The organism is Dehalobacterium formicoaceticum (assembly GCF_002224645.1).
Lineage (GTDB): Bacteria > Bacillota > Dehalobacteriia > Dehalobacteriales > Dehalobacteriaceae > Dehalobacterium > Dehalobacterium formicoaceticum.
Genome location: NZ_CP022121.1, coordinates 1,497,937 through 1,519,529, shown reverse-complemented (window position 1 = coordinate 1,519,529; position 21,593 = coordinate 1,497,937). Strand labels below are relative to the sequence as shown.

Here is a 21,593-nt window from a genome sequence, read left to right as displayed (position 1 = left end):
TTTGCAAATTCAGCTAAAATCCTGATGAATGATCCCGTCTTTGGTGCGAACATAGGGTATTTGATCTACATCCTCCACCCCACTCCGATCTTCTTCCCATTCCTCATAGATATTTGGATATTGGGCGTTATTTCCTTTCTCCAGATCCTGGGGCGTGTCGGCGGTACCAAAGCGGGCCACTGCCTGCCATGCATCTTCCCCGTCAAAGGCGTTTGATTCCGAAGAGCCATCCCCATGCCTCTGACTGCCAAAAGGTGGTTGAATCACCTGTTCCTCAATGGGGCGAGGGGTACGATCCGGTCCTGCCAGTTCCTTTTTACAAGGCAGACATAATTCCGCGGAGGGCATAACCTCCAGTCTTGCCATATCAATATGTGCCCCACACTGAGCACAGATCCCATAAGTTTGATCATCAATTCTTTCCAAAGCTCGTACCACATTTTGATACTGGATATGAGCACTATCTCTTAGAGACAGGTCTTTACTTCGTTCAAATAATTCATCTCCAATATCTGCCGGATGATTATCATACATAGATAATTCACTAATGGAATCAGACATCGAGTCACTTAATCCCTGATTGAGGCTTGCGATGCTCTTGCTGAGCTCTTCCTTTTCTTTTAAAAGCTGGGTGCGAAAACGGGCTGATTTATTATGATCCAATCCGGATCCCTCCTTAATAGGCAGAAATAATAATATTTTCCGGCATCAGGTAGGGTTTATCCATATGATCTCAGACTATGTGACTATGGTTTTAACCCTTTGCTTTCCTGGACATAATTCATTAATTCTGCGATGAAATCTCCGACTAGGGGTAGATTCAAACCTACCAAACGCTGCAAAATCAAAAAAGCAATGGCGCCTAATAACGTAAAACCGATGGCAATGCCAAATCCTCTGGCTATACCTGCGATTAAATTGACCCAAATTAATCTCTTGGGATTATGCAACAGGTCTATGTATTGTGCCAGTTTCATTTTTTCCATGTACATGGCCAGTTGATCCAGTTTTTTCTCTAATTGATCCCTGTTATCCATGATTCTGAAACCTCCCACTGCATTTTTATTTTCTCCTGCAGAAAAAAAATTATCCTTCCAAAAAATAAGGGATGTCATCTTATCATAATAAAGATACACCCCGATTATACCATATTTTTTAGCCCTTTTTGGGTTTTTATGAAGGACGGCGCACAGTGTTCAAAATCATCATGATTTTGTCCTGTTAAACGACACTTCCCGTAATCAAAGCCAATATCGCCATACGCACAAATAAACCGTTATGGGCCTGTTGGAAATACAATGAACCCGGATAAAAATCCACTTCAAGGGAAATTTCATTGACCCTGGGCAAAGGATGTAATATGATCATGCCTTCCTTAGCTATCCGGAGCAAATCCTGGTCCTTAAAAGATCAATGTACTAAAGCGAAGAGGGGTCGATCTATCAGCCGTAACTTAGCCCAGCCATTACTGGATGAAATAGAGCAACGAACCCGGAAAAACCGGAAACTATATATGCAAAGGCAAATGACTGTAGAGCACCCATCTGGAACAGTAAAAAGAATCTGAGGCTACAATCACTTTTTCAACTACCTGATAATCATTAAGCATACTGCTTATTGTGGTGTGCGAAAAGGGTATGTTCTCACACAGTCTGTCGTCCCCCTGGCACCCCCCTTATTTCAGTAACGGGCAGGAACAGCGGTAGCATTTGTCATCATTGATGTCGTTTAAGGTGGAACAGGCATTACAGAATATGATGCTGTCCCCTGTTTTATCGTATTTCTCCAGGGTGCCCAGCCCTTTATGCTGGCGCACCTGATCACCGATCTCAAAATAATTGAAAACGGTATCATCATCATCTACCGATTTGTTTATGATCTTGCCCCGGTCGGTCTTAAAAACTACCGTGTATAAGGTGTAACGTTCCTCATAGTACTGACCGTTCGAGTCCTTGTTGCGCCGGGTCTTTTTCTCCTTTTTCTTATCAATGACCACCCCATCCCACCCTTTGACCCTCATACGGCTAATAGTCGACAATAAGGCAATGGAGAGAAACATGCCTCCAATGCCCAGTCCTATGTAAAGGGCCTGGGGATTATCCATTTCTGAACTATTTTCGCCATAAATATAAAAACCAACGATCACGATCACGGCAAGAATTCCTGCAAATATAAAGGACCAGGCGGTGGTTTGACGCCGATAGCTGGCAAAAGCCGGGTCATTGATCCGCTCTGAATAGCCGATCAGTCCATGATTACCTGCAGGTTTCCTTTCTACTGTTTCAGGTTCTGGCGCTTGAGTCTCTGCAGAATGCAGCTGTGGGCTGCCGCAATGGACACAAAATTTGATACTTTTATCAGATTCAGCACCGCATTTTGGACAAATCATTTTTTCCTCCTGTAAGATGTTCTCTTCTATCCATGATGGTTATAAAATGGCTCGTAGGCTACCGTCCTCCATAGCTGCCGCCGCCTCCACCACCTCCGCCGCCGCCGGAGAAACCACCTCCACCGCCGGAACCGGAGGATGACTTGCTGACTGCTTTTTTAGCTGATGCCAAAGAACGCTCGAAAGAATTGCCGATGGAATCGAAGGAATTATTCAAGACATTCATGCCGGAATGATAGCTTCCATACATCATCCATCCAGAGCCAAAGCGATAATCTCCGTCCTGCATATGAGGAAAAACCACTTCCAGCTGCCGGATAACTTCTTTAGCTACTCCCAGGGTAACTGCATAGACCAGATAATGCTCCCAGATGATCAGGCTGGGAATTTCGTGACGCTGCATTTCCGAGAAATGCTCCAGGAATTTTTTAAAAGCCGACCAGCGCACATAGTCTTCCTGACCGGTCACCGAGCGTCGTTTGAAAAAGCGGGGCACTAAGAAAATAATCACGCCGGCAATGATCATGGCCCAGCCAATAATTCCGATCCTGGCTGCCAGAACGAAACCTGCGACAAAGAGAGCAACGCCGCCTAACACAGTTAACAGCGACATTTTGCCATTGCTGTCAAAGAAGTTGTATTCTTCACATTGGGAGATAATATCGGAAGTCCAGCCGCTCCAGAAGGCATGAAATTCCCGGCCGTTTTTTTTGGCGTACTCTTCTATGTCGGTCAAATAGATATAATCCTTACCACCGCCAATATCGTTTTTCAGATAATCGATTAGTTCTGCTTCGTGAGGCTTGAGAACTGCTTCTTCAGGTTTGCGCAGTGCCGCCGGTTCCGGGGCCGGCATGAAGCTGAGCCGGAAGGTGGTGACCTCTTTGCTCCCCAGCAGTTTCCGCACCTGTACGGTATCTTCCTCTAAGAAAAGAAATTGCCGCCGGGCCAGATCCATGATGGTAGCTGTGATATCATTGGCGTTCATGGCTTTAAAATTCCACAGCACACTCAATTCCGCCGGGCTGTAATTGGCGGGCAAATCCCGGTAATAATCACCGTCAAAAACCGTGGGATGTTTGCGTCCGTACCTGCGCCACAGCATCAAGACACTTGCCAACGCCGCCGCTACGATACCTGCTCCGGCACCGGTCTCCACTCTGGCCATCGTCCGTTCTTTATTGGCCTGGTCGGCCCAGCCCTCTTCCTCTGCTAAAATCTTGTTCAGAGCCGGCTGATCAGTATAGGCAGCCGCCGGCGCACCCGTGAACATACCTGTAGGCATAACCACCCGACCCTCCATAAAGGTGTAAGCAGACAGGTCGCTGACTTTGAGGATGACCCCATTAGAACCGTCAAATTCGACTTCCCCGTTTAAGGGGCCATGTCCCCAGATGCGGATATCTTCCCCCTTCTTAAACTGTTCCGCCCCCGGCGGCAGGGTAAGATTAACCTGGACATAGGATATTTTGTTGCCATTGGCTTCACCTATGAATTTGCGGTAGAGCTCTGCCACATCAGAATGGATCTTGACCGCATTCACCACCCGGTAAGTTAAGTCGAAGGTGCGCACCTGATCTATCGCATCGATGCTCCAGTCGATGAGAATATCACTGCCTTCTTGTTTGATCAGAAATGTATCCGGCGGTCCGTATTCTGTGCCGGAATTAAAGGTATAAGGACGGCCGTTTTCGCTCACCTGCACATCGATGATGGGGGTATCCCCTTGGGGGATCTTCACATAAAAGCCGTTCCACTGCCCGGAAAAGTCCACCGTGATTTTTTCCGTCACCTGCATGGATGCATCAGGCAAGACCTGGGCATCAACGATGATCTGTTCCATGGTCAGAGAGCGATCTGCCAAGGCCGGCGGTGTCATGAAAGTCAGGAATAAGCACAACCCCATTAATAAGCCAAATACTGTGGTTCGAAAATGACAGGAAGACATTTTTTTTATCATCGTGGATACTCCTTTACGTGGATACTCCTTAATAACTCCTTTAAAACTCCACCTTCACAGCCTGACGAGCATCAGGTTCCCCTTGCAGGGTGAAATAATCCACCATAGCGAAGCCCAGCATGCCTGCCACCAGGTTGTTGGGGAATAATTCGATCTTGGTGTTGAACTTCTGCACAGTGTCATTGTAGAACTGGCGGGAAAAAGCAATTTTGCTTTCCGTATCACTGAGCTCGGCCTGCAGCTGCAGAAAATTAGTGTTGGCCTTCAGTTCCGGATAAGCTTCGGCTACAGCAAACAAAGAACGCAAAGCACTGCTCAGCATATTCTCAGCCTGCATTTGCTCCTGGAGGTTGCCCGCATTTATTGCCATATTCCGGGCCTGAGTTACGGTTTCAAGAGTCGATTTTTCATGCTGTGCATATCCTTTGACGGCATTGACCAGATTAGGAATCAGATCATAGCGTCGCTTCAATTGGACATCCACCTGGGCCCAGGAATTTTGCACGCGCTGTCTTAGCTGCACCAGGTTGTTGTAGATTGCGACCAAGAATACGGCCAATAGGACTAGGACCACTCCAATAATTATTAATCCCATCATTATTCTCTACCTCCTCATTAAAAAAACTGAATCGCATCATGTAAATGTTGCCCATATTTTTATCCGCGTCTTATGCGGAGCAAAAACTTGCTTAAATTCATTCTTTTTACATAAACATGGAAAATCCCTCGATTTCCCGTGGTTCCATATTGAAGGGCACCCCGGCAGCCTTAATAGCTTCCGCTACCCGGTCAAAATTATTGATAATAATTCCACCCCTTTGATCCGAAAACCAGATGTAAGTCGGTTTGCCGCCGCTCTGGCCCCGGATCTCCAAACCTCCATAGGAGGCTGCAGCTGTCAGCAGAGCACTACCCGCCGGCTGAGTTGAAGAGGCGCGGCCACTAACCAAGGAGAAAAAGGCCATGGCTAGGAACAGTTTTCTGAACCAACCGGGATTTCTTAAAGCCACTAAATCAACAGCGGCTATTTCATTAAAGCCCAATTCTTTGACACCCCTAAAAGTTATCAGGCACAGGGCTTCCGGCGTCAGTTCGATCCGATAGGAGGCGTTCCAGGCATTGCTGTAGAACAGGTAAATGCTAATCAAGGCAATCAGCCACATGCCCAAGGTGATTGGCCACAAACCCGTGATGGCCTGGACTGTTCCCCCATTAATCAAAAAAGGCAGCCCGTAAAAAGGAGTAAGGAGAATTGCCCCTACCAGGTCTCCGGCCAACATACTGCCGGTGGAATAACTGATATCATCGGCTTGTTTTTTTCTTCGGGGCAAAAATATGTAAAAAAGCAAGCCTAATCCCATGACTATAATGCCGACCGTGCGGTAAGGATGGTACAGCCCCCCCGGTGCAATACGGTACGGGCTGGACATAGCACTCACCCCGGTTAAGTAATCATGGTATTTTAAGCGCAGATAAATCGTTTCACTACCGATATTGGTGCTGACAAATGCGGTTTGACCATCGCCTTCCCACAGGCCCCATTGAGCATAAGGTATTTCATCCGGTTTAAAGAAAACCTCGACCGGTCCCGTTGGCTTCCAGAAGTCATCCTTATCTTCTTTACTGATCCGGTCACCAAAGCCGGAACCCTCATATTCCCCCATGCTGGCCAGTCTTGCCTGACCAAAAAAATTTGACCACTGGGCACTGTTGACGACCGTTACTTTTCCGTTGGTCTTTTCCCGGATATACTCATCCAGAGGCAATGCATTCAGTCGTTTATCCTCTTCCGTTACATAACCGCTGAAAGATCTCAATTCATTGGCTTGTTCCTGTTTCCAGTCCACCGCGGTTAAACTGACCACAGCCGGTGACACATAGCAAAAAAGTGCCAGACCGATCAGGATCCCCAGGACCAGAGCTACCCGCCGCCACAATTCCATAGCAGCTGCTGCCACCGTCATGTTTCAGTCCTCCCCTCATTTAAATACTCTGGGCGCGGTCATCTTTGATATCTGAATAATTCGGGCACCATTTTTTGATGGTGTTAGCCGCGTCAGCTAAATCGATCTTGGTCATGCCGGTCATTTTAAAGTATTCAAAATTTCCCCCGGGAGCTACGACATAAACACTGCCCCACCCCGGTGCATAATAGGTGATGCTTTGATGTCCCACTGCCTGATTGTCTTCCGAAAGCAGCAGACAGTCTTCGAATTTTGCAAAACCCAGGTCCAGATCCACGCCCATATCCATAACCTCATACTTGATGGATCCGTATTCAGTATCATAACTCCAGGCCTGCCCCACCGTCAAATTGTTTTTTAAGACCGGAAATATTTCATAGGGTGATGCATCCATGATGTAATAAGTTCCATCGGCTCGTTCCACATAATGAAAACCAAAGCCATATTCCTCGCCCATATCGATGCCCACTTCCACTTCGCTTACGCGCACTGATTCGTTGGGCACTGCCTGCCCACAGTAGCGGTCAACAATCCCTGACATCCCATCTGGGTAATTCACGAAAAAAGTGCACTTCAAGCCAGGGTCGGACAAATAAGTCGCCGCTCTGGATAAATCCGGCTTAGGGTTTGTCTCAGCCGGTAGGCTGGTTTCATTCTGTCCATCAACATTAGCGGCAGGATTGCCGTTTGTGGCTACCGTTTGTCCGGGAGCACCAGTATTTCCCCCCACGCCCGGATCGTCCTTGGAAAGCCACCAGTAGATCACACCACCGGCCACTAATAAAAGGGCCAGGGCTGAAACCATGATCATCAGTGCCTTTTTGTTCCCACCAGGATTGGTTCCCAGCGTATCAGAGTTTCTGCCCGGCATGGGCCCAGATGCTCCTCCAGGCGGAACCCTTTGAGCATAGGGCGCAGCCGGAGTTTGAGGTGGTTGATTGCTGTGCTGCTGCGGTTGATAAGGCTCTGCTGCCGGGGACGAAGGTGCCGGCCGATTTGGTGCGGCAGGCGTCACAGGTCTGTCGGCCATTGTATTGATGTCGAAACCGCATTCACCACAAAACCTGTCTCCTGGGGTCAAGGGTGCTCCGCATCCCGGACAGAATTTCAATCCACTCATATCCTTTCACTTCCTTTTATCTGGTTCATGTTATATAGGTACTTTAATATGGGTACTTTATGTCGGTCATTTTATATTTGTGCCTTTTATAGCGGTATTCCACATTTGGTGCAAAATTTCTTGCCGGGTTTCAATTCCGCCCCGCACTGCCCGCAAAATTTCATCGCCGGGGTTTCCCCTTTGGCGGCTTTGGCCGGGCCGGTGCCACCGATTACTTTTTGCAGAGCCTCAATCCATTTCATCATGGTCTGGATCAGCTCAGGCATTGTGCTGGCCTGATGACGAAACCGCGTATCGCCTCCTGCCCCGATCTCAAAGGAGAACAAGTGATTAGCAAAAGCCGTGGGCGTCAGAAAAATCCGGGAAAGGCTTTTCTCCTGACCGTTGATCAAAGCCGTAGCCTGACAGCCGATAGACCCCAGCCAGCCGGTAATAATCTCAGTACCCAACAGCCGCGCACGTTCTCCCAAGGTCAAGGGGTTTTCATTGCCGGTCAAAAAGCCCAGTTCCTGAACTTTTTTAATATGTTCCGGTTTCAAGGCGATATTGATCTCTTTTAGTCCGGGAGTGATCTCAAACATGGTGGGCAAAAGCCACCGTTTGTCCTGACTGGACAGGGCGCGTTTGAGCAATTGAACAAAATCCTGGGTGCTAATGGCCAGATCCAGGCCGCCCCGGTAATCCAGCATGCTTTCCATGTAGGCACGGCGATAAATGTCGATACAGTGCAGGGCACAGACCAGAACTTCCGCAGACATAACATCCGGGAACACCGGCTGGTAATTGCTGGATGCTTTTGAGGCATAAATGCCCGACCACCATTGCAAAAACGCTTCTTCATTATCAAAAAACAGCAGCAATATATTTCCATCTTGACCTATAAAATGGGCTAAAACGTCATTATCGCCCAGGGAGAGAAGGGCAAGATATGTTTCTTCTGCTGAACCGGCTCCCCCGCGTTTGAATTCGATTTTCAAATCCGGTGCCAGCAATTTTTTTGCAATCGATGCAAAATTAGCACTTTCCGCCAGCAGTTTGAATAATTCTGAGGGACTGCTGGTGGCAGCCTGTTCCGCATGATAGCTGTAAGACGAAAGCGGATTCCCAGTCAATCCGGAACGTCTGTACAAATGATCAATATCTGCCGGAGCCAGTTTGAATACCTCAACGCTGCCCGGATTTTCTGTATTCATTTCCACATCAATGCCTCCTGTCTAATATTTTCTTCTTTTATCTCTGAGCGGTTCTGATGGCGCCGATACGACTGCTTACTTTATTCAAAAAGTCTCCAGGGGAAGTATATCCCAATTCCTGCAAACGGGCAGCCCGCGCCGCCGGTGAAAGATCATTGTTTCTGATCAGTGCGATCGCCTGCTTCATATTATCAGGCATGGCTTCCACCCGGTATCCCATATCCCGATAACTTCTTTCTACCGTTTCTGCCACAGAAGCCGTTTTACGCAATTGTTCCATGGCCTCAGTCTGATTGCGCATCACCTGTGCGGGAGTATCTCCTGCGTTCCAGTAATCGTCGAATTTATGCTGTTCCATCATGGACAGTTGTTCCGGATCCATCATGGTCCCCTGCCCTCTCTGGGTCAGTTCATAACCGGTGGAAGGCCGCATCGGTCTTCCATCGATGGTTACAAAATCCACCCCGCGGGCGATCTCATCTTCCGTAAGTTCGATCATCGGCCTGCCCGGCAGGTCCCCATCCGGTATACGCCAGGTCCGCTGGTCGCTGAAATCCCTGCCGGCAGAAAGATCAAACTGATCCATAGCAGCTTCTTCGTGATGTTTGGCCCATTGCCGGTATTGGGCTGCTTCATCCATGTTGGCCCAGTCCGTATCAGGAAAACGACGCCCAGCCTCTTCAGCACTGAAACCGGAATTCTCTGCCAAAGCCTTATAGTAGGTATCTTCCCACTCCCCTTTGGGGATCTCCACCCATTCAGGTCCATGGGGGCCATTTACCAGTCTTTCAGCAATCACATCATTATCCGTATTGATATTGAAATCAGTCGGTTCTGTACCTGGTGTGCGTACCGTTCTGACCCTTATCCCCTCCGGATCAACATTCGGATAGCGGTTATGCAGGTGATCCTCTACGCTCCGATAAGATGGTTGATGTACATACTCATCCATGACATTGTTGAACTCTCTTTGGATCCCCTGAGCTTCCTGGGGTGTCAATTGAGATCCTAAGCCATCCATTTCCTCAAGGTTTTTCAGTGTTCTCATGGAAGCCGGATCAGATTTCATTTCCATGATATCCTCAACCGTCAGCGGTTCGCCTCGTTGGACTCTGTCAGCCAGATTCCAGACTCTTTCCTCCGCCTGCATCCGATATTCATCATAAATGGCCTGATCTCTGATCAATTCCTGTTGTTTGGACGGGGGTAATTGATCAAAGTTCTTCATATTCTGCTGTACGCTTCTTTCCGCCCTGTTTAGAGCCGCCGGATCAGCCAAAACTTCATCCGGGGTCCTGCCACCGCGGTTCAATGGCAAATTATCCGGTTCGCCCGGCAGATCGTCTCCGCCGCCAGGTGGTCCACCAGGTCCATCGTCTCCGCCTCTGGGTGGCCCGCCCGGTCCATCGCCTGCGCTACCGGCCGTTCTTCCGCCAGGTGTTCCACCAGGTCCGTCGCCCCCTGATGGAGAAGTCTTGGTGGAGGCTGCTCTGCCGGTCCCTCCGGATATGTCATCACTGCCCGAAGGAGCTCTGCCCCCTCTAGTTCCAGCAGCTGTTGTGCCCCCTCCATCTACGACATCTGTCCAGCCTTCGGTTGTAGATCTGGTAGCTCTGCCTGTCACATCTCCGGTGGTACCTGCGGCTGTTTTTCCGGCACCTTTAGTCACATCATCGAAGGAATCCGCCACTGATCTCAGTCCAAAATCTGTCCTGGCACTATCGATGATTTCCCTGGCCGCCTGGTCACTGCCTATATCCACTAATCGCTTATTAATCTGATCAAGGGAGGACTCTGCTGATTCCTGGGTCACCATACCCAGTGCCTTGCTCCACACCTGATTCTTGGCGCTGGCCTTCAGGAATGCATTCTCGATAAGATCAGCTGCCTGATTGCTGAAGGCGGGGAAGCGCTCAAACAGCTCACCCATGACCCTGCCCCCGGCCTCTCCGGCCAGCCAGCCCATTTCTTCTCCCAGAACAAATAGTCCGACTGCTTTGGAGACGGCTCTGAAATCAGATCCGCCTTTATCGATCTCATCCTTAATGCGGTACATCGCTTCCGCTACATTCATTGCTCCGTCTAGAGTGACGTAAGTGAGACTTGCGCCCCCGGCCAACCCACCGGTAGCCGCCATGATCATGATCCTGGCTCCCATGCCCAGCCAAGAAGTACTGCCATCTGCCTTTTCACCGGTCACTACTTCCCGAGCAGTAGCTGCATTGGCTTCCAAGGCCCAGCCCAGGTTTTTAAACCAATCCTCGTTCCAGCGTTCCCCGGTATCGGCAGTGGTTTGCCCCTGGATGCGATTATCGATGACCCGACGGATCTTATCCATTTTTTCCTGATCCAGTTCTTTGCCGGCCAACATATCATCCTTCAGGTTTTGGATTGCTTTGTCAACGTCTCCCGGTCCACCGGGTGTTCCGATATTATATTTGTCAGCTGCTTTTTGCATTTGCTCCAGCTTGCGCCAATCTTCCAGGTTTTTGTCTATGGCTTTGCTGTTAGCATCCTCCCGTCGAGCCATCTTTTCCAGATCAATTGCAGCCCGCCGCTTGTCTTCGGCTACATCCCTCTGCCAGGACTCAAAGCGACTGGGATCAAATTCATTTCCGGACTCCGTATTTACCCATTTCCCGGTGACCGCATTGAATTCGATTTCATAGGTCTGCCCATCACCCCCACCTGTCAGGATCTGCCGGTCTCCATGCCGGGGTCCCAAATATCCAGGTTCATATTCATAAGTGGAAGTGACACCCGTTTCCGGATCCGTGTAATCAAACGTGTTCGATTGTGTCTCCGGAATTTGATCTCCGGGGAATCGCTCTTCTGGTTCAGATCCCGGCCATTCACCCTGGGGAACATCCTCTTCAGGGATCGGGATATCATGATTCTTCAAAGTATTCATAGGATCTTCCGGTCCGATCACACCGCTATCCTCTGTCGAAGGTATGGATGGTCTTTCCGGTTCCGGCGCCGGGATCTCATCGGTCCATGGTTTGGCTCCGTATTTTTCCACGGTCTGATGATATGGTTCTCCCAGGGGCGGCTTAGTCGGCTTCCATCCTTCTGACAAATCACTACCACCGCTCACACCATCAACTATAACGATTCCTCCATCAAAGGGATTACGTGCTACATCCACATTAAAGGGGCTGTCACCCTCATAGGGATTATCTGTCCAGTGCATCCCCTCCCGGTTGTAGCCATCGGCATTATAGCCGCTCCAGTGATATCCGTCCTTTCCATATCCCTGCCGATCATAGCCCCAGGGATCACGGCCGCTGCGGTTGTATCCTTCAAAATCGAAACCTTCCCGATCATAGCCATCACGATCAAAGCCGTTTTCATTGAACCCATTCTTATCATAGCCGTCAGCGTCATAACCCTCTTTGGACTGGCCTTCCCGGTTATAGCCATCCCGATCGTAACCTTCCTCATCATAACCGAACTTGTCGTAGCCTTCCCGATCCCAGCCCTGATCATCAAAACCGTTACGATCATAGCCTTCCCGGTCCCAACCATCCTTGTTGAACCCTTCCTTATCGTAACCCTGTTTATCAAACCCTTTGGCATCAAAGCCGCTGCGATTGAAGCCCTTGCGGTCGTATCCATTGATATCATAGCCTTGCCGATCAAAGCCTTCCGCGTCAAATCCGGCTTTATTGAAGCCTTCCCGATCCAGTCCCTGCTTGTCGAAGCCCTGACGATCGAAGCCTTCTTTATCAAAGCCCTCCTGATTGAAGCCTTCTTTGTCAAAGCCCGCCTGATCGAAACCTTCCCGGTTGAAGCCTTCTTTGTCAAAACCCTCCTGATCAAAGCCCTGCCGGTCGTAGCCTTCCACATCAAATCCAGCTTTATCGAAGCCTTCCCGATCCAGTCCCTGCTTGTCGAAGCCCTGACGATCGAAGCCTTCTTTATCAAAGCCCTCCTGATTGAAGCCTTCTTTGTCAAAGCCCGCCTGATCGAAACCTTCCCGGTTGAAGCCTTCTTTGTCAAAACCCTCCTGATCAAAGCCCTGCCGGTCGTAGCCTTCCACATCAAATCCGGCTTTATCGAAGCCTTCCCGATCCAGTCCCTGCTTGTCGAAGCCCTGACGATCGAAGCCCTCTTTATCAAAGCCTGCTTGGTTGAAACCTTCTTTATCAAAACCCGCCTGGTTATAGCCTTCTTTGTTAAAACCCTCCTGATCGAAACCTTCCCGATTGAAGCCTTCGGCATCATAACCATTCCGTCCGAAGCCTTCCCGGTCATAGCCTTTCTGGTCGAACCCTTCCTGATTGTAGCCCTCTTTGTCAAAACCGAGCCGGTCGAAACCATTCTTATCATAACCTTCGACATTGAAACCAGCTTTATTGAAGCCCTCGGCGTCAAAACCTGCCTTATCGAAGCCCTCGGCATCAAAACCATTGACATCAAAACCTGCACGGTCATAACCTTGCGCATTGAATCCGGCTTCATTGAAACCATCCTGGTCAAAACCCTCACTGTTATAACCGGCTTTATCGAAGCCCTCTTTGTCAAAGCCGTCTCGATCATAACCCGCTTGATTAAATCCTTCCCGGTCATAACCTTCTGCATCAAACCCGTTCTGGTCAAAGGTTTCTTCAGTTACCACTGTCGTTTCCGGAGCCGCTTCCGTCCCCCCATTGTCCTCCAGAGAACCGGAATCGCGCAGAATTTCTGTTTCTTCAGTATCCATATACAGGTGTTCGGCCTGGTCAGCAATGGGAGTTCCCTGGCTTTCTTCAGCAGCAGCAAAATGTACTCCTCCTGCTTCTCCTTCCCGGGCACTGAAGGCCTGTGGTTCCATCTCTAGATCTGCCATAGCCCCAGTGTCGATCTGGATGCTCGGTTCTCCCCCTGCTTCCCTGATACCACCGGCTTGTTCCTGCATATCAAGGGTATCGATGAAAATCTCCGGTCCCGGATCATTAATCAGGGGTTCCGGCTGGGTAAACAAACCGGCTTCTGCTTCCGTCTCAATAAAGATCTCCTGGTCACCGGATGCACCGATGGCCTGATTTCCTTCAAACATATCTGTGGTGTCGATATGGATGCCCGGTTCTCCCCCTGCTTCCCTGATATCGATGGCCTGCTGATTCATATCAATGGTATCGATGAAAATTTCCGGTCCCGGATCATTAATCAGAGGTTCCGGTTGTACAAACAGGCCGGCTTCCCGTTCGGTCTCGATATAGATACCCTGGTCAGCCGGATTTTCCTGGATCCCACCACCAGGTGACATATCCCTTGTGTCGACCAGGATCTCTTCTCTGCCCCGACGTCCTAACCGACCGGTCGCCTGGGCCATCCCCGGTGATCCTCCGCCGGTGCCCGGGACGCCCCCAGCGCCGGGCAGTGGTCCTCCGCCAGTAGGGGGCATAGGTACACCGCCTGCAGGCGGGCTAAATCCTCCGCCGCCCAGGCTGCCCAAAGCTCCTAAGGCGATGGCGATCAATCCGGGCGCGACGACGCCTGTGACCGCTTCAGTAGTGTTTGACGGTCCGGGGATACTGCCGACTGAACCAACTCCTGCCGGGCTGTGGCTATCTCCTGTCGGATAACTTCCCGGTGCATTCCCTGTACCTGTGGGAGCTGCGCCGGTTATTTCAAAATGAGGCGTAGCCTTCACGTATGACATACCTTTGCCGCCCGAATCCCCATTTTGAGACCAGGTGGACGGATCAGAATCAATGATAGTATAGGTCCCGGCCGGAATGACAATTTTAGGATAAACAAACCAGTTAGCATTGGGTACTCCCCCTTGTCCCGGCGTGGCCACCGCCTGCCAGGGGCCATACATTTTCCCGTTCTGGTCCTGTAAACCTATGGTTCCAGGGGCTGCCCCCTGGGCATCATTCCAGTGATAGTTGTGAATCTCGGTAACCAGGTGGGGACTATCGATGCTAAAGGTGGTAGGTACCGTCGGTCCATTATAAACAGCCATAATATTAGTCGTATCTGCCACGAGTACCGGCTCATCAACTGGTTCTGCAGCGGCAGGCAGAGAGGCTTCCGAGTCAATACCTGCGGCTGGTTTTTCTTCTTCGGAAGTCCCTGATTCGATATCCGGGGCTGCCTGACTTAAAAGCCCTGCCCTTTCCATTCCATCGATCGTCTGCTGAGCAATTTTCTTGGCAAAAGCCATATCAGCATCCTTACTTTGGCCGGTTTCCATTGTTTCCACCGTGATAAAATAATCCGGCAGGATAATCCCGATACCTACGCCGTATTCGGTATCGTATTCTCTCAGTTCACAGCCCTTTAGCTGGGTAGTTCGCATATAACTGACCTGGGAGATGCTATCTATATAGTCGATCATTATTTGGATTTCATCCAGCTGGGCCGGCCCCAAAACGCTGAGCTGACAACCGCCGCTGCCAAGTTCACCCACACCGGCATGAATGTCAAAACCATAACCGGTAGCTTCTTCCTGCCCGAAATTGAATTCCGCTGAACCCAGATTATCATTGGTTACCTGGGTAACAACATCACCGACATTTGCAGCCAGTGCTTTCTCAGGGAAGGCATTAACCATCAATAAGGTAAAAACCAGGCACAGCGCCAAAAGCGACAGGAAATGTTTATCTATTCTTTTTTTGTTGCACGCAATTGATAAGTTCAACAAATCTCTCACCCCTTTCCTAAGGAAGGATGCCGGTCAGCATCATCCATGCCGTCGAAAGCACCATGGCCACCAGGGTTGGAATCATGACGTTTTTCACGCCCTGGGCGCCTCTTTTCATCGCTTCGGACCCTGCCGTTGCTGCTGCCGTAGTAATGGCTGACGAAGCAAAGGGCATCACCGCGTTCCAGCCCAGTAAGGCCAAGGCCAGTACTGCCAAAACTGTAAAGGGGATCATAAACAACATCCCCGTCCCAACAGCTTCCCGGGCAAATCCTCCCTTTGCCTGCCGCAAAGCTGCATTGCCGCTGTTAAAAGCTATGATCAGCAGATTCACTGCCAGTAAGCCTACGATGATGGCCACAATCAGCGAATATATCAAGGTAGTAAATTTAAATTCCGGTCGGCTGAAGGGCATCAATATCCCGAATATTATGAAGCATAGATAAGCCGGCCATAATTTAACCCCTGCCGGTCTGGCTCCTCCTGCATATCCCATTCTGGTATCCACGTTTTCATCCCCCTATCTCTTCATTGATCTCTCTTAAAGCCATCAACCGCCTAATTTCCCCAGCAAGGCCCAACCGATCAGAAGAATCGCTCCGCAGAGGGTGGTCATGGCAATGCTGAAAGCGGTCCGTTCCCCTGACATTTGTTTTATGGTGTACATAGTGGGCCTTAGTGCCCAGAGAACTCCGGTAACGCCAAAGGCGACCGCGGTCTTCCAACCTAAAGCCAGGGAAAAGATCAAGCCGCTTAAGGCATAGACAAAAGTTGCCGAATACCCCAGTGAAAAGGTGGATATAGCCCAACCAATAGTGAAACCATGCTGCTGCGCCTGGGATAAGGCCCAGACCATCACGGCCAGCAAAGCAATCCCCACTGTTCCGTATAAGAGTCCCAGCATGGTTATCAAAATCACCGTACTTGTTTCAACCTGCCCGTTCCGCTGCAGGTCAAGGCCTGTTTGTAGAAAAAAAAGCGTAAAGGACAACCCGGAAACCATCAGGGAATACGGCCAGGGAATCCTGATCATCTGGTTTTTCACCACTTCACCCGGATTAATGATCATGTTGAGCGCTGTCTTCCAACGAGGTATTGCTGGTGCTGAAACGGTATTCATAAATTTTTCTCCCTCCTGTCAGGTTTGCTAAGTCCAGTAGCGATAGCCGTGGCCTTTTGCCGATACCTTTTATGTATCATGTTTGAATGTTTCCATGCTGAAAAATAAATTTAGTGCCAAATTCCCGGGCAAGATTTTTGATTATTTCCTCCAAATCATCAGAAGATGAAATGCTGCCAAAGTAGGTATGGCTAAGGGTCGCGATCTCTAATTCAACAGAGATCATGTTCCGGCTGATAATACTGAAGGACTTAAGTTCTTCCCACTCTATTACCTGACGTTCCATTTCCCCATTGTCCAAGGGAGTCAAAACGATTTGTCTCGATTTGGTGGTCAGACAATAAGCTTGAGTCTTAAAGAAACCAGCTTTCAACTTGATTTCAAGGTTCAACCCGTTCACCTCTGCCTTCAATTTACTGCAACCACTATTACTTTCTATTTTAGCAATTAATCAAGAAAAATGTGTCCTGATGCCGGATTTGGCAATGCCAAATTATTGGCACGATTTGTGTCAAAAGGATAGAAAGTGTGTTGCCTTTATTATATAATGTGTTTTATAAGGAGGAAGGAAGATGCTTTTTGACGAAAAATTGAATTTGCTCATGAATATTACCAGAACATCCAATAGCCTGCTGGCTCGCAATATTGCCCTGGATGCTTCCTTTATCAGCCGTCTGCGTCGGGGAGTCCGCACCCCGGTAGAGAATGCCGGGTACATCCCAGCCATGGCCAGGTATTTTTCCAGTATCTGTAACTCTGATTATCAAAAAGCTGCCCTTTTTGAGGCCATAAAAAACAGTTCCTCCATCAAACCCCATCAATCAGAGAACATGGAAACCCTCCTTCTAAATTGGTTGCTGGAAAAAACGCCTGATCATCAAGATTCAATCGACGATTTTCTCAAAGAGGTGGCAGGTTTTCATTTTAAAAAACCTGCCCCTGCTGCAGAGGAGGCGGCAGCCCTCAATGTTCCCGGGCTGCTTAAGGATGTAGAAATATTTTACGGCGTGGAAGGAAAGCGTACTGCCGTTTTACATTTCCTTTCGCTGGTATTACAGAATAAAACCCCGCAAACTCTGTTACTTTACAGTAACGAGGATATGAGCTGGATGTCGGAAGATCCGGAGTACTTTGCCCGCTGGACCGCACTGATGTTTCAGATCTTGAAAAACGGCAACCGCATCAAAATAATCCACACCATTAACCGCGATTTTAATGAAATGTTGACGGGTATTAAAGGCTGGGTGCCGATTTACATGACCGGTGCGATCGAACCTTATTATTGCCCGAGAACCCGTGACGGAATTTTCCGACGTACATTATTTATCGCACCTCAAACAGCCGCCGTTACTTCTTCCTCGGTACGGGACGGGATTGAGAACACCGTCAATTTGCTTTTTACCCGCCAGAAAGCACTTCTGGCACTACAGTCCGAATTTCATGATTTCCTGGCTCTCTGCCGCCCCCTGATGCATATCTTCAATCCCCTCAACCAGGGGGATTATCTGGAAATCTTAGCGGAATTCGAAGCTGAAAAAAGTGATACCATTTTAAAGACCAACACCCTCAGCCATATTACTATGCCGACGCAGCTTATGTTGCGCCGGATAGAAGGTCTTCCACATGCAACGGCTGAACCTCTGCTTACCTATCAGCAAAAAAAAACCAGCCGTTTACTCGCTTTGCTGGAAAACCACAACTTTACAGAAATGCTTATCTTACCGGAGCTTAAAACCATCCTGCAGGGAAAGGCAGTCATGGAATTTTCCGATATGCCCGGTGGAACTCCGGCCTATTACACACCCCAGGAATATAAAGAGCATCTGGCGAATGTGATCAGAATGCTTAAAACCCATAAAAATTATCACGTCCATATAATCAATGACAATCAGCTGGACGGCTGTATGGTTTATGTCAAAGAAGGGGTGGGAGTCTTGGTGGGCAAAACCACTCCACCTTCCGTTTTTTTTGCCATTAATGAAAGCAATATGACGGCTGCCTTCTGGGATTACATCAATATCCACTTTGCGACTGAAAAAAAGGATAAATATGACCCTCAGCAAACCATTTCCCGTCTGGAAACCATCGCCGCTCAACTGTAGGATTCAAACAGGGGACAGTTCTTTGTTTTAGATTCATCATCTACAGAGCAAATCGATATCACTAAAAAGGTAAAAAATAAGGTTTCCAGCGATCGGTAATTGTTGCCGATCGTCTGGAAACCTTTGATTTAGCCATTTCTAATCATATTTATTTATCTTACATTTTTTTCAGGCGATGTTTCGCGAATGAGCAAGGTTTCGCATGCGCGCAGCATTCGAAGCTATTATGCAATGCTCTAAGTAACCTATGAAGTCTGAGTGCTTTTTTTCATATCCTGTTGGATTTTCTTAAAGTAATACATTTGATCGTCTGCTTCTTTAAGCACTTCCTGAAAACCAATCCCTTTTCCGCCTTTAAAGATACTGTAACCATATGAGACTGTCGGCAAACGGCCGTCATTCTTGCGCTCTTTTTCAAGATTGTTTGTCATACACTTCAGCTGGTGCTCAAGCTTTACCGGGTCAGTTTCACTGCTGATAATGTAAAATTCATCTCCGCCGACTCGATAACAGGTACTACTGTTGTCAAATGATTTCCTTATAACCGAAGCAACTTTTTTTAACACGGTATCTCCAAAATCATGTCCGAATGTATCGTTTATCTCTTTGAAATTATTGATATCCATAACGATAACGGAATATAGTTTTCTGCCGTCCAACCTATTTACCATTTTATCATAAGCCGCACGATTATGAAGCCTCGTCAAAGCATCAAAGCTGCCGTCAAATTCAGACAATAAGAGATAGTATAGCAAAAGGGACAATGTCACACTATGCCAAGAGGAATAAACGGAAGGAAAATAAGCTGAATGCTTGTACCGGCTATCACAAAGAGGGATAGAGCGGTGAACTTCGCTTTTATTGGATAGTGGTGCTTTTGCCCTGTCCTTACAGTACTGATAAAAAGGATTATTAAGTTTAATATATAAGCAGTTACAAAAACAATAAATAAATTTCCTCTTTCATAATGGTTGTTTACATCAATATAAAACACAAATCCGAGCCACGGTGATAAAGCTGTGGCGAACATATTCACAATTGACGGCAGCATAAGCAATTTATTGGTTAGCAGAATGTTTACATCATAAATAGCAAGTAAAATGATGGGAATCAAGGGAGACATTGCAAAACCAAAAACATTACAGAAAATATTCAAAAAGCGCAAATCCCCATTCGCGTTTCCGGCAATGATAGTCCCGGCCTCTGACGAAATGATCAGAACAGTTAACATAATACCAATATAAAAAGGCCATTTCCGATTTTGATTCAGTATGTTGTTGCTGTATATTAAATAGCACAAGATGGCCAGAGCGGCTACATCTATTAAATGTGTTGCAATATAATTCTCTATCAATTGATGCTTCCTTTTCCATGCAGTTTGCGGCTGCGTATTAGCGGCCTTGTACAATAGGTGTTCGTGGGATGTCAGGCCCCCTAACATCCCTCAGCTTATACATTATATTTTTCTCTTATGCTTTTCAAACAAGAATCTCCATTAAGCACCTTTCCCTCAGCTATTTGCGCTTCAGCTGCTGCCAGTTTATTATATATATTAAGCATATACAGTTTTTCTTCGTACATTTTTACGCTCATGATAACCATGTCGCCATAACCGTTTTTGGTAATATATATCGGCTCAGTTGCCTCCTGGCACATTTGAGAGATTTCGCTTGTATTTTTCAGGTCTCGAATAGGGATGATTTTGGGCATAACTGCCAACTCCTTCCAGTGGTATTATTATACCATAATTATACCACTGGGCAAGAATATAATTTTTTGAGTTTCCGCATAATGCAAACTAGATACTGATAAAAGGTACGAAGGGTGCGTGCTCCGGAAATGCGGAGTTCTAAGAACAAAAAGCCGGTTGGGCTGTTTTGTCTTTCACCCTACCGGCATAAATTTAATTTTTTGCAACTTCAGCTAAAATCCTGATGAATGATCCCGTCTTTGGTACGAACATAGGGTATTTGATCTACATCCTCCACCCCACTCAGATCTTCTTCCCATTCCTCATAAATATTTGGATATTGGGCGTTATTTCCTTTCTCCAGATCCTGGGGCGTGTCGGCGGTACCAAAGCGGGCCACAGCCTGCCATGCATCTTCTCCGTCAAAGGCGTTTGATTCCGAAGAGCCATCCCCATGCCTCTGATTGCCAAAAGGTGGTTGAATCACCTGTTCCTCAATGGGGCGAGGGGTACGATCCGGTCCTGTCTGTTCCTTTTTACAAGGCAGACATAATTCCGCGGAGGGCATAACCTCCAGTCTTGCCATATCAATCGCTGCCCCACACTGAGCACAGATCCCATAAGTTTGATCATCAATTCTTTCCAAAGCTCGTACCACATTTTGATACTGTATATGAGCACTATCTCTTAGAGACAGGTCTTTACTTCGTTCAAATAATTCATCTCCTATATCTGCCGGATGATTATCATACATAGATAATTCACTAATGGAATCAGGCATCGAGTCACTTAATCCCTGATTGAGGCTTGCGATGCTCTTGTTGAGCTCTTCCTTTTCTTTTAAAAGCTGGGTGCGAAAACTGGCTGATTTATTATGATCCAATCCGGATCCCTCCTTAATAGGCAGAAATAATAATATTTTCCGGCATCAGGTAGGGTTTTACTCCATATGATCTGACTATGTGACTAAGGCCTTAACCCTTTGCTTTCCTGGACATAATTCATTAATTCTGCGATGAAATCTCCGACTAGGGGCAGATTCAAACCTACCAAACGCTGCAAAATCAAAAAAGCAATGGCGCCTAATAACGTAAAACCGATGGCAATGCCAAATCCTCTGGCTATACCTGCGATTAAATTGACCCAAATTAATCTCCTGGGATTATGCAACAGGTCTATGTATTGTGCCAGTTTCATTTTTTCCATGTACATGGCCAGTTGATCCAGTTTTTTCTCTAATTGACCTCTGTTATCCATGATTATGAAACCTCCCCCAACATTCTTATTTTCCCCTGCAGCAAAAATATTATCCTTCCAAAAAATAAGGAGTGTCTTATTATCATAATAAAGATACACCCCGATTATACCATATTTTTTAGCTCTTTTTGGGCTTTCATGGAGAACAGCGCATCGTGTTCAAA

19 protein-coding genes are annotated in these 21,593 nt (G+C 47.8%); 1 reads left to right on the top strand and 18 read right to left on the bottom strand.

Going from position 1 to position 21,593, the window contains the following annotated elements; genetic code table 11:
• Window positions 1–9 precede the first annotated feature (9 nt).
• The 13 genes from CEQ75_RS07530 to CEQ75_RS07465 form a co-directional block, all read right to left on the bottom strand.
• Window positions 10–663, bottom strand: coding sequence for a TraR/DksA C4-type zinc finger protein (locus CEQ75_RS07530; protein ID WP_157677366.1), 654 nt, complete (start codon window positions 661–663; stop codon window positions 10–12).
• Between the two features lie 83 nt (window positions 664–746).
• Window positions 747–1,037, bottom strand: a complete 291-nt coding sequence (locus CEQ75_RS07525) for a DUF5665 domain-containing protein (RefSeq protein WP_089612545.1) — start codon at window positions 1,035–1,037, stop codon at window positions 747–749.
• Window positions 1,038–1,221: 184 nt separating this feature from the next.
• Window positions 1,222–1,392, bottom strand: coding sequence for a hypothetical protein (locus tag CEQ75_RS07520; RefSeq protein WP_257911927.1), 171 nt, complete (start codon window positions 1,390–1,392; stop codon window positions 1,222–1,224).
• 283 nt (window positions 1,393–1,675) lie between these two features.
• Window positions 1,676–2,389 (bottom strand): zinc-ribbon domain-containing protein, encoded by a 714-nt coding sequence (locus CEQ75_RS07510; RefSeq protein ID WP_089609783.1) that lies wholly within the window; start codon window positions 2,387–2,389, stop codon window positions 1,676–1,678.
• Window positions 2,390–2,447: 58 nt separating this feature from the next.
• Window positions 2,448–4,349 carry a DUF2207 domain-containing protein gene (locus CEQ75_RS07505; protein WP_089609782.1) on the bottom strand — a complete coding sequence of 634 codons (1,902 nt, stop codon included), beginning with the start codon at window positions 4,347–4,349 and terminating at the stop codon, window positions 2,448–2,450.
• Window positions 4,350–4,389: 40 nt separating this feature from the next.
• Window positions 4,390–4,947, bottom strand: coding sequence for a LemA family protein (locus CEQ75_RS07500; protein WP_198306657.1), 558 nt, complete (start codon window positions 4,945–4,947; stop codon window positions 4,390–4,392).
• Between the two features lie 106 nt (window positions 4,948–5,053).
• The gene (locus tag CEQ75_RS07495; protein ID WP_089609780.1) at window positions 5,054–6,313 is read right to left on the bottom strand and encodes a hypothetical protein; all 1,260 of its coding nucleotides are present in this window, start codon (window positions 6,311–6,313) and stop codon (window positions 5,054–5,056) included.
• Window positions 6,314–6,332: 19 nt separating this feature from the next.
• Window positions 6,333–7,433, bottom strand: a complete 1,101-nt coding sequence (locus CEQ75_RS07490; protein WP_089609779.1) for a zinc-ribbon domain-containing protein — start codon at window positions 7,431–7,433, stop codon at window positions 6,333–6,335.
• Window positions 7,434–7,519: 86 nt separating this feature from the next.
• Window positions 7,520–8,626: a zinc ribbon domain-containing protein gene (locus CEQ75_RS07485; protein ID WP_242965457.1), complete on the bottom strand. Its 1,107-nt coding sequence runs from the start codon at window positions 8,624–8,626 to the stop codon at window positions 7,520–7,522.
• 37 nt (window positions 8,627–8,663) lie between these two features.
• Complete coding sequence (locus tag CEQ75_RS07480; protein WP_157677365.1) at window positions 8,664–15,257, bottom strand: hypothetical protein; 6,594 nt, start codon at window positions 15,255–15,257, stop codon at window positions 8,664–8,666.
• 19 nt (window positions 15,258–15,276) lie between these two features.
• Window positions 15,277–15,768, bottom strand: a complete 492-nt coding sequence (locus CEQ75_RS07475) for a hypothetical protein (RefSeq protein ID WP_089609776.1) — start codon at window positions 15,766–15,768, stop codon at window positions 15,277–15,279.
• Window positions 15,769–15,810: 42 nt separating this feature from the next.
• Entirely contained in the window at window positions 15,811–16,380 is a 570-nt protein-coding gene (locus tag CEQ75_RS07470) for a hypothetical protein (RefSeq protein ID WP_089609775.1), read from the bottom strand.
• A gap of 76 nt (window positions 16,381–16,456) precedes the next feature.
• A complete protein-coding gene (locus tag CEQ75_RS07465; RefSeq protein WP_157677364.1) occupies window positions 16,457–16,780 on the bottom strand; it encodes a hypothetical protein in 324 nt (107 codons plus the stop codon).
• A gap of 172 nt (window positions 16,781–16,952) precedes the next feature.
• Here CEQ75_RS07465 and CEQ75_RS07460 point away from each other — a divergent pair, with 172 nt between their 5' ends.
• Window positions 16,953–18,482, top strand: coding sequence for a hypothetical protein (locus CEQ75_RS07460; protein ID WP_089609773.1), 1,530 nt, complete (start codon window positions 16,953–16,955; stop codon window positions 18,480–18,482).
• A 245-nt stretch (window positions 18,483–18,727) separates the two neighbouring features.
• On the opposite strand, the gene CEQ75_RS07455 is transcribed toward CEQ75_RS07460, so the two are convergent.
• From CEQ75_RS07455 to CEQ75_RS07435, 5 genes are all read right to left on the bottom strand, one after another.
• Window positions 18,728–19,246 carry a GGDEF domain-containing protein gene (locus CEQ75_RS07455; protein WP_089609772.1) on the bottom strand — a complete coding sequence of 173 codons (519 nt, stop codon included), beginning with the start codon at window positions 19,244–19,246 and terminating at the stop codon, window positions 18,728–18,730.
• 2 nt (window positions 19,247–19,248) lie between these two features.
• The gene (locus CEQ75_RS07450) at window positions 19,249–19,836 is read right to left on the bottom strand and encodes a hypothetical protein (protein ID WP_089609771.1); all 588 of its coding nucleotides are present in this window, start codon (window positions 19,834–19,836) and stop codon (window positions 19,249–19,251) included.
• A gap of 95 nt (window positions 19,837–19,931) precedes the next feature.
• Entirely contained in the window at window positions 19,932–20,192 is a 261-nt protein-coding gene (locus CEQ75_RS07445) for a type II toxin-antitoxin system prevent-host-death family antitoxin (RefSeq protein WP_089609770.1), read from the bottom strand.
• A 209-nt stretch (window positions 20,193–20,401) separates the two neighbouring features.
• Window positions 20,402–21,055 carry a TraR/DksA C4-type zinc finger protein gene (locus CEQ75_RS07440; RefSeq protein WP_157677363.1) on the bottom strand — a complete coding sequence of 218 codons (654 nt, stop codon included), beginning with the start codon at window positions 21,053–21,055 and terminating at the stop codon, window positions 20,402–20,404.
• Between the two features lie 83 nt (window positions 21,056–21,138).
• Complete coding sequence (locus CEQ75_RS07435) at window positions 21,139–21,429, bottom strand: DUF5665 domain-containing protein (RefSeq protein ID WP_089612544.1); 291 nt, start codon at window positions 21,427–21,429, stop codon at window positions 21,139–21,141.
• Window positions 21,430–21,593 lie beyond the last annotated feature (164 nt).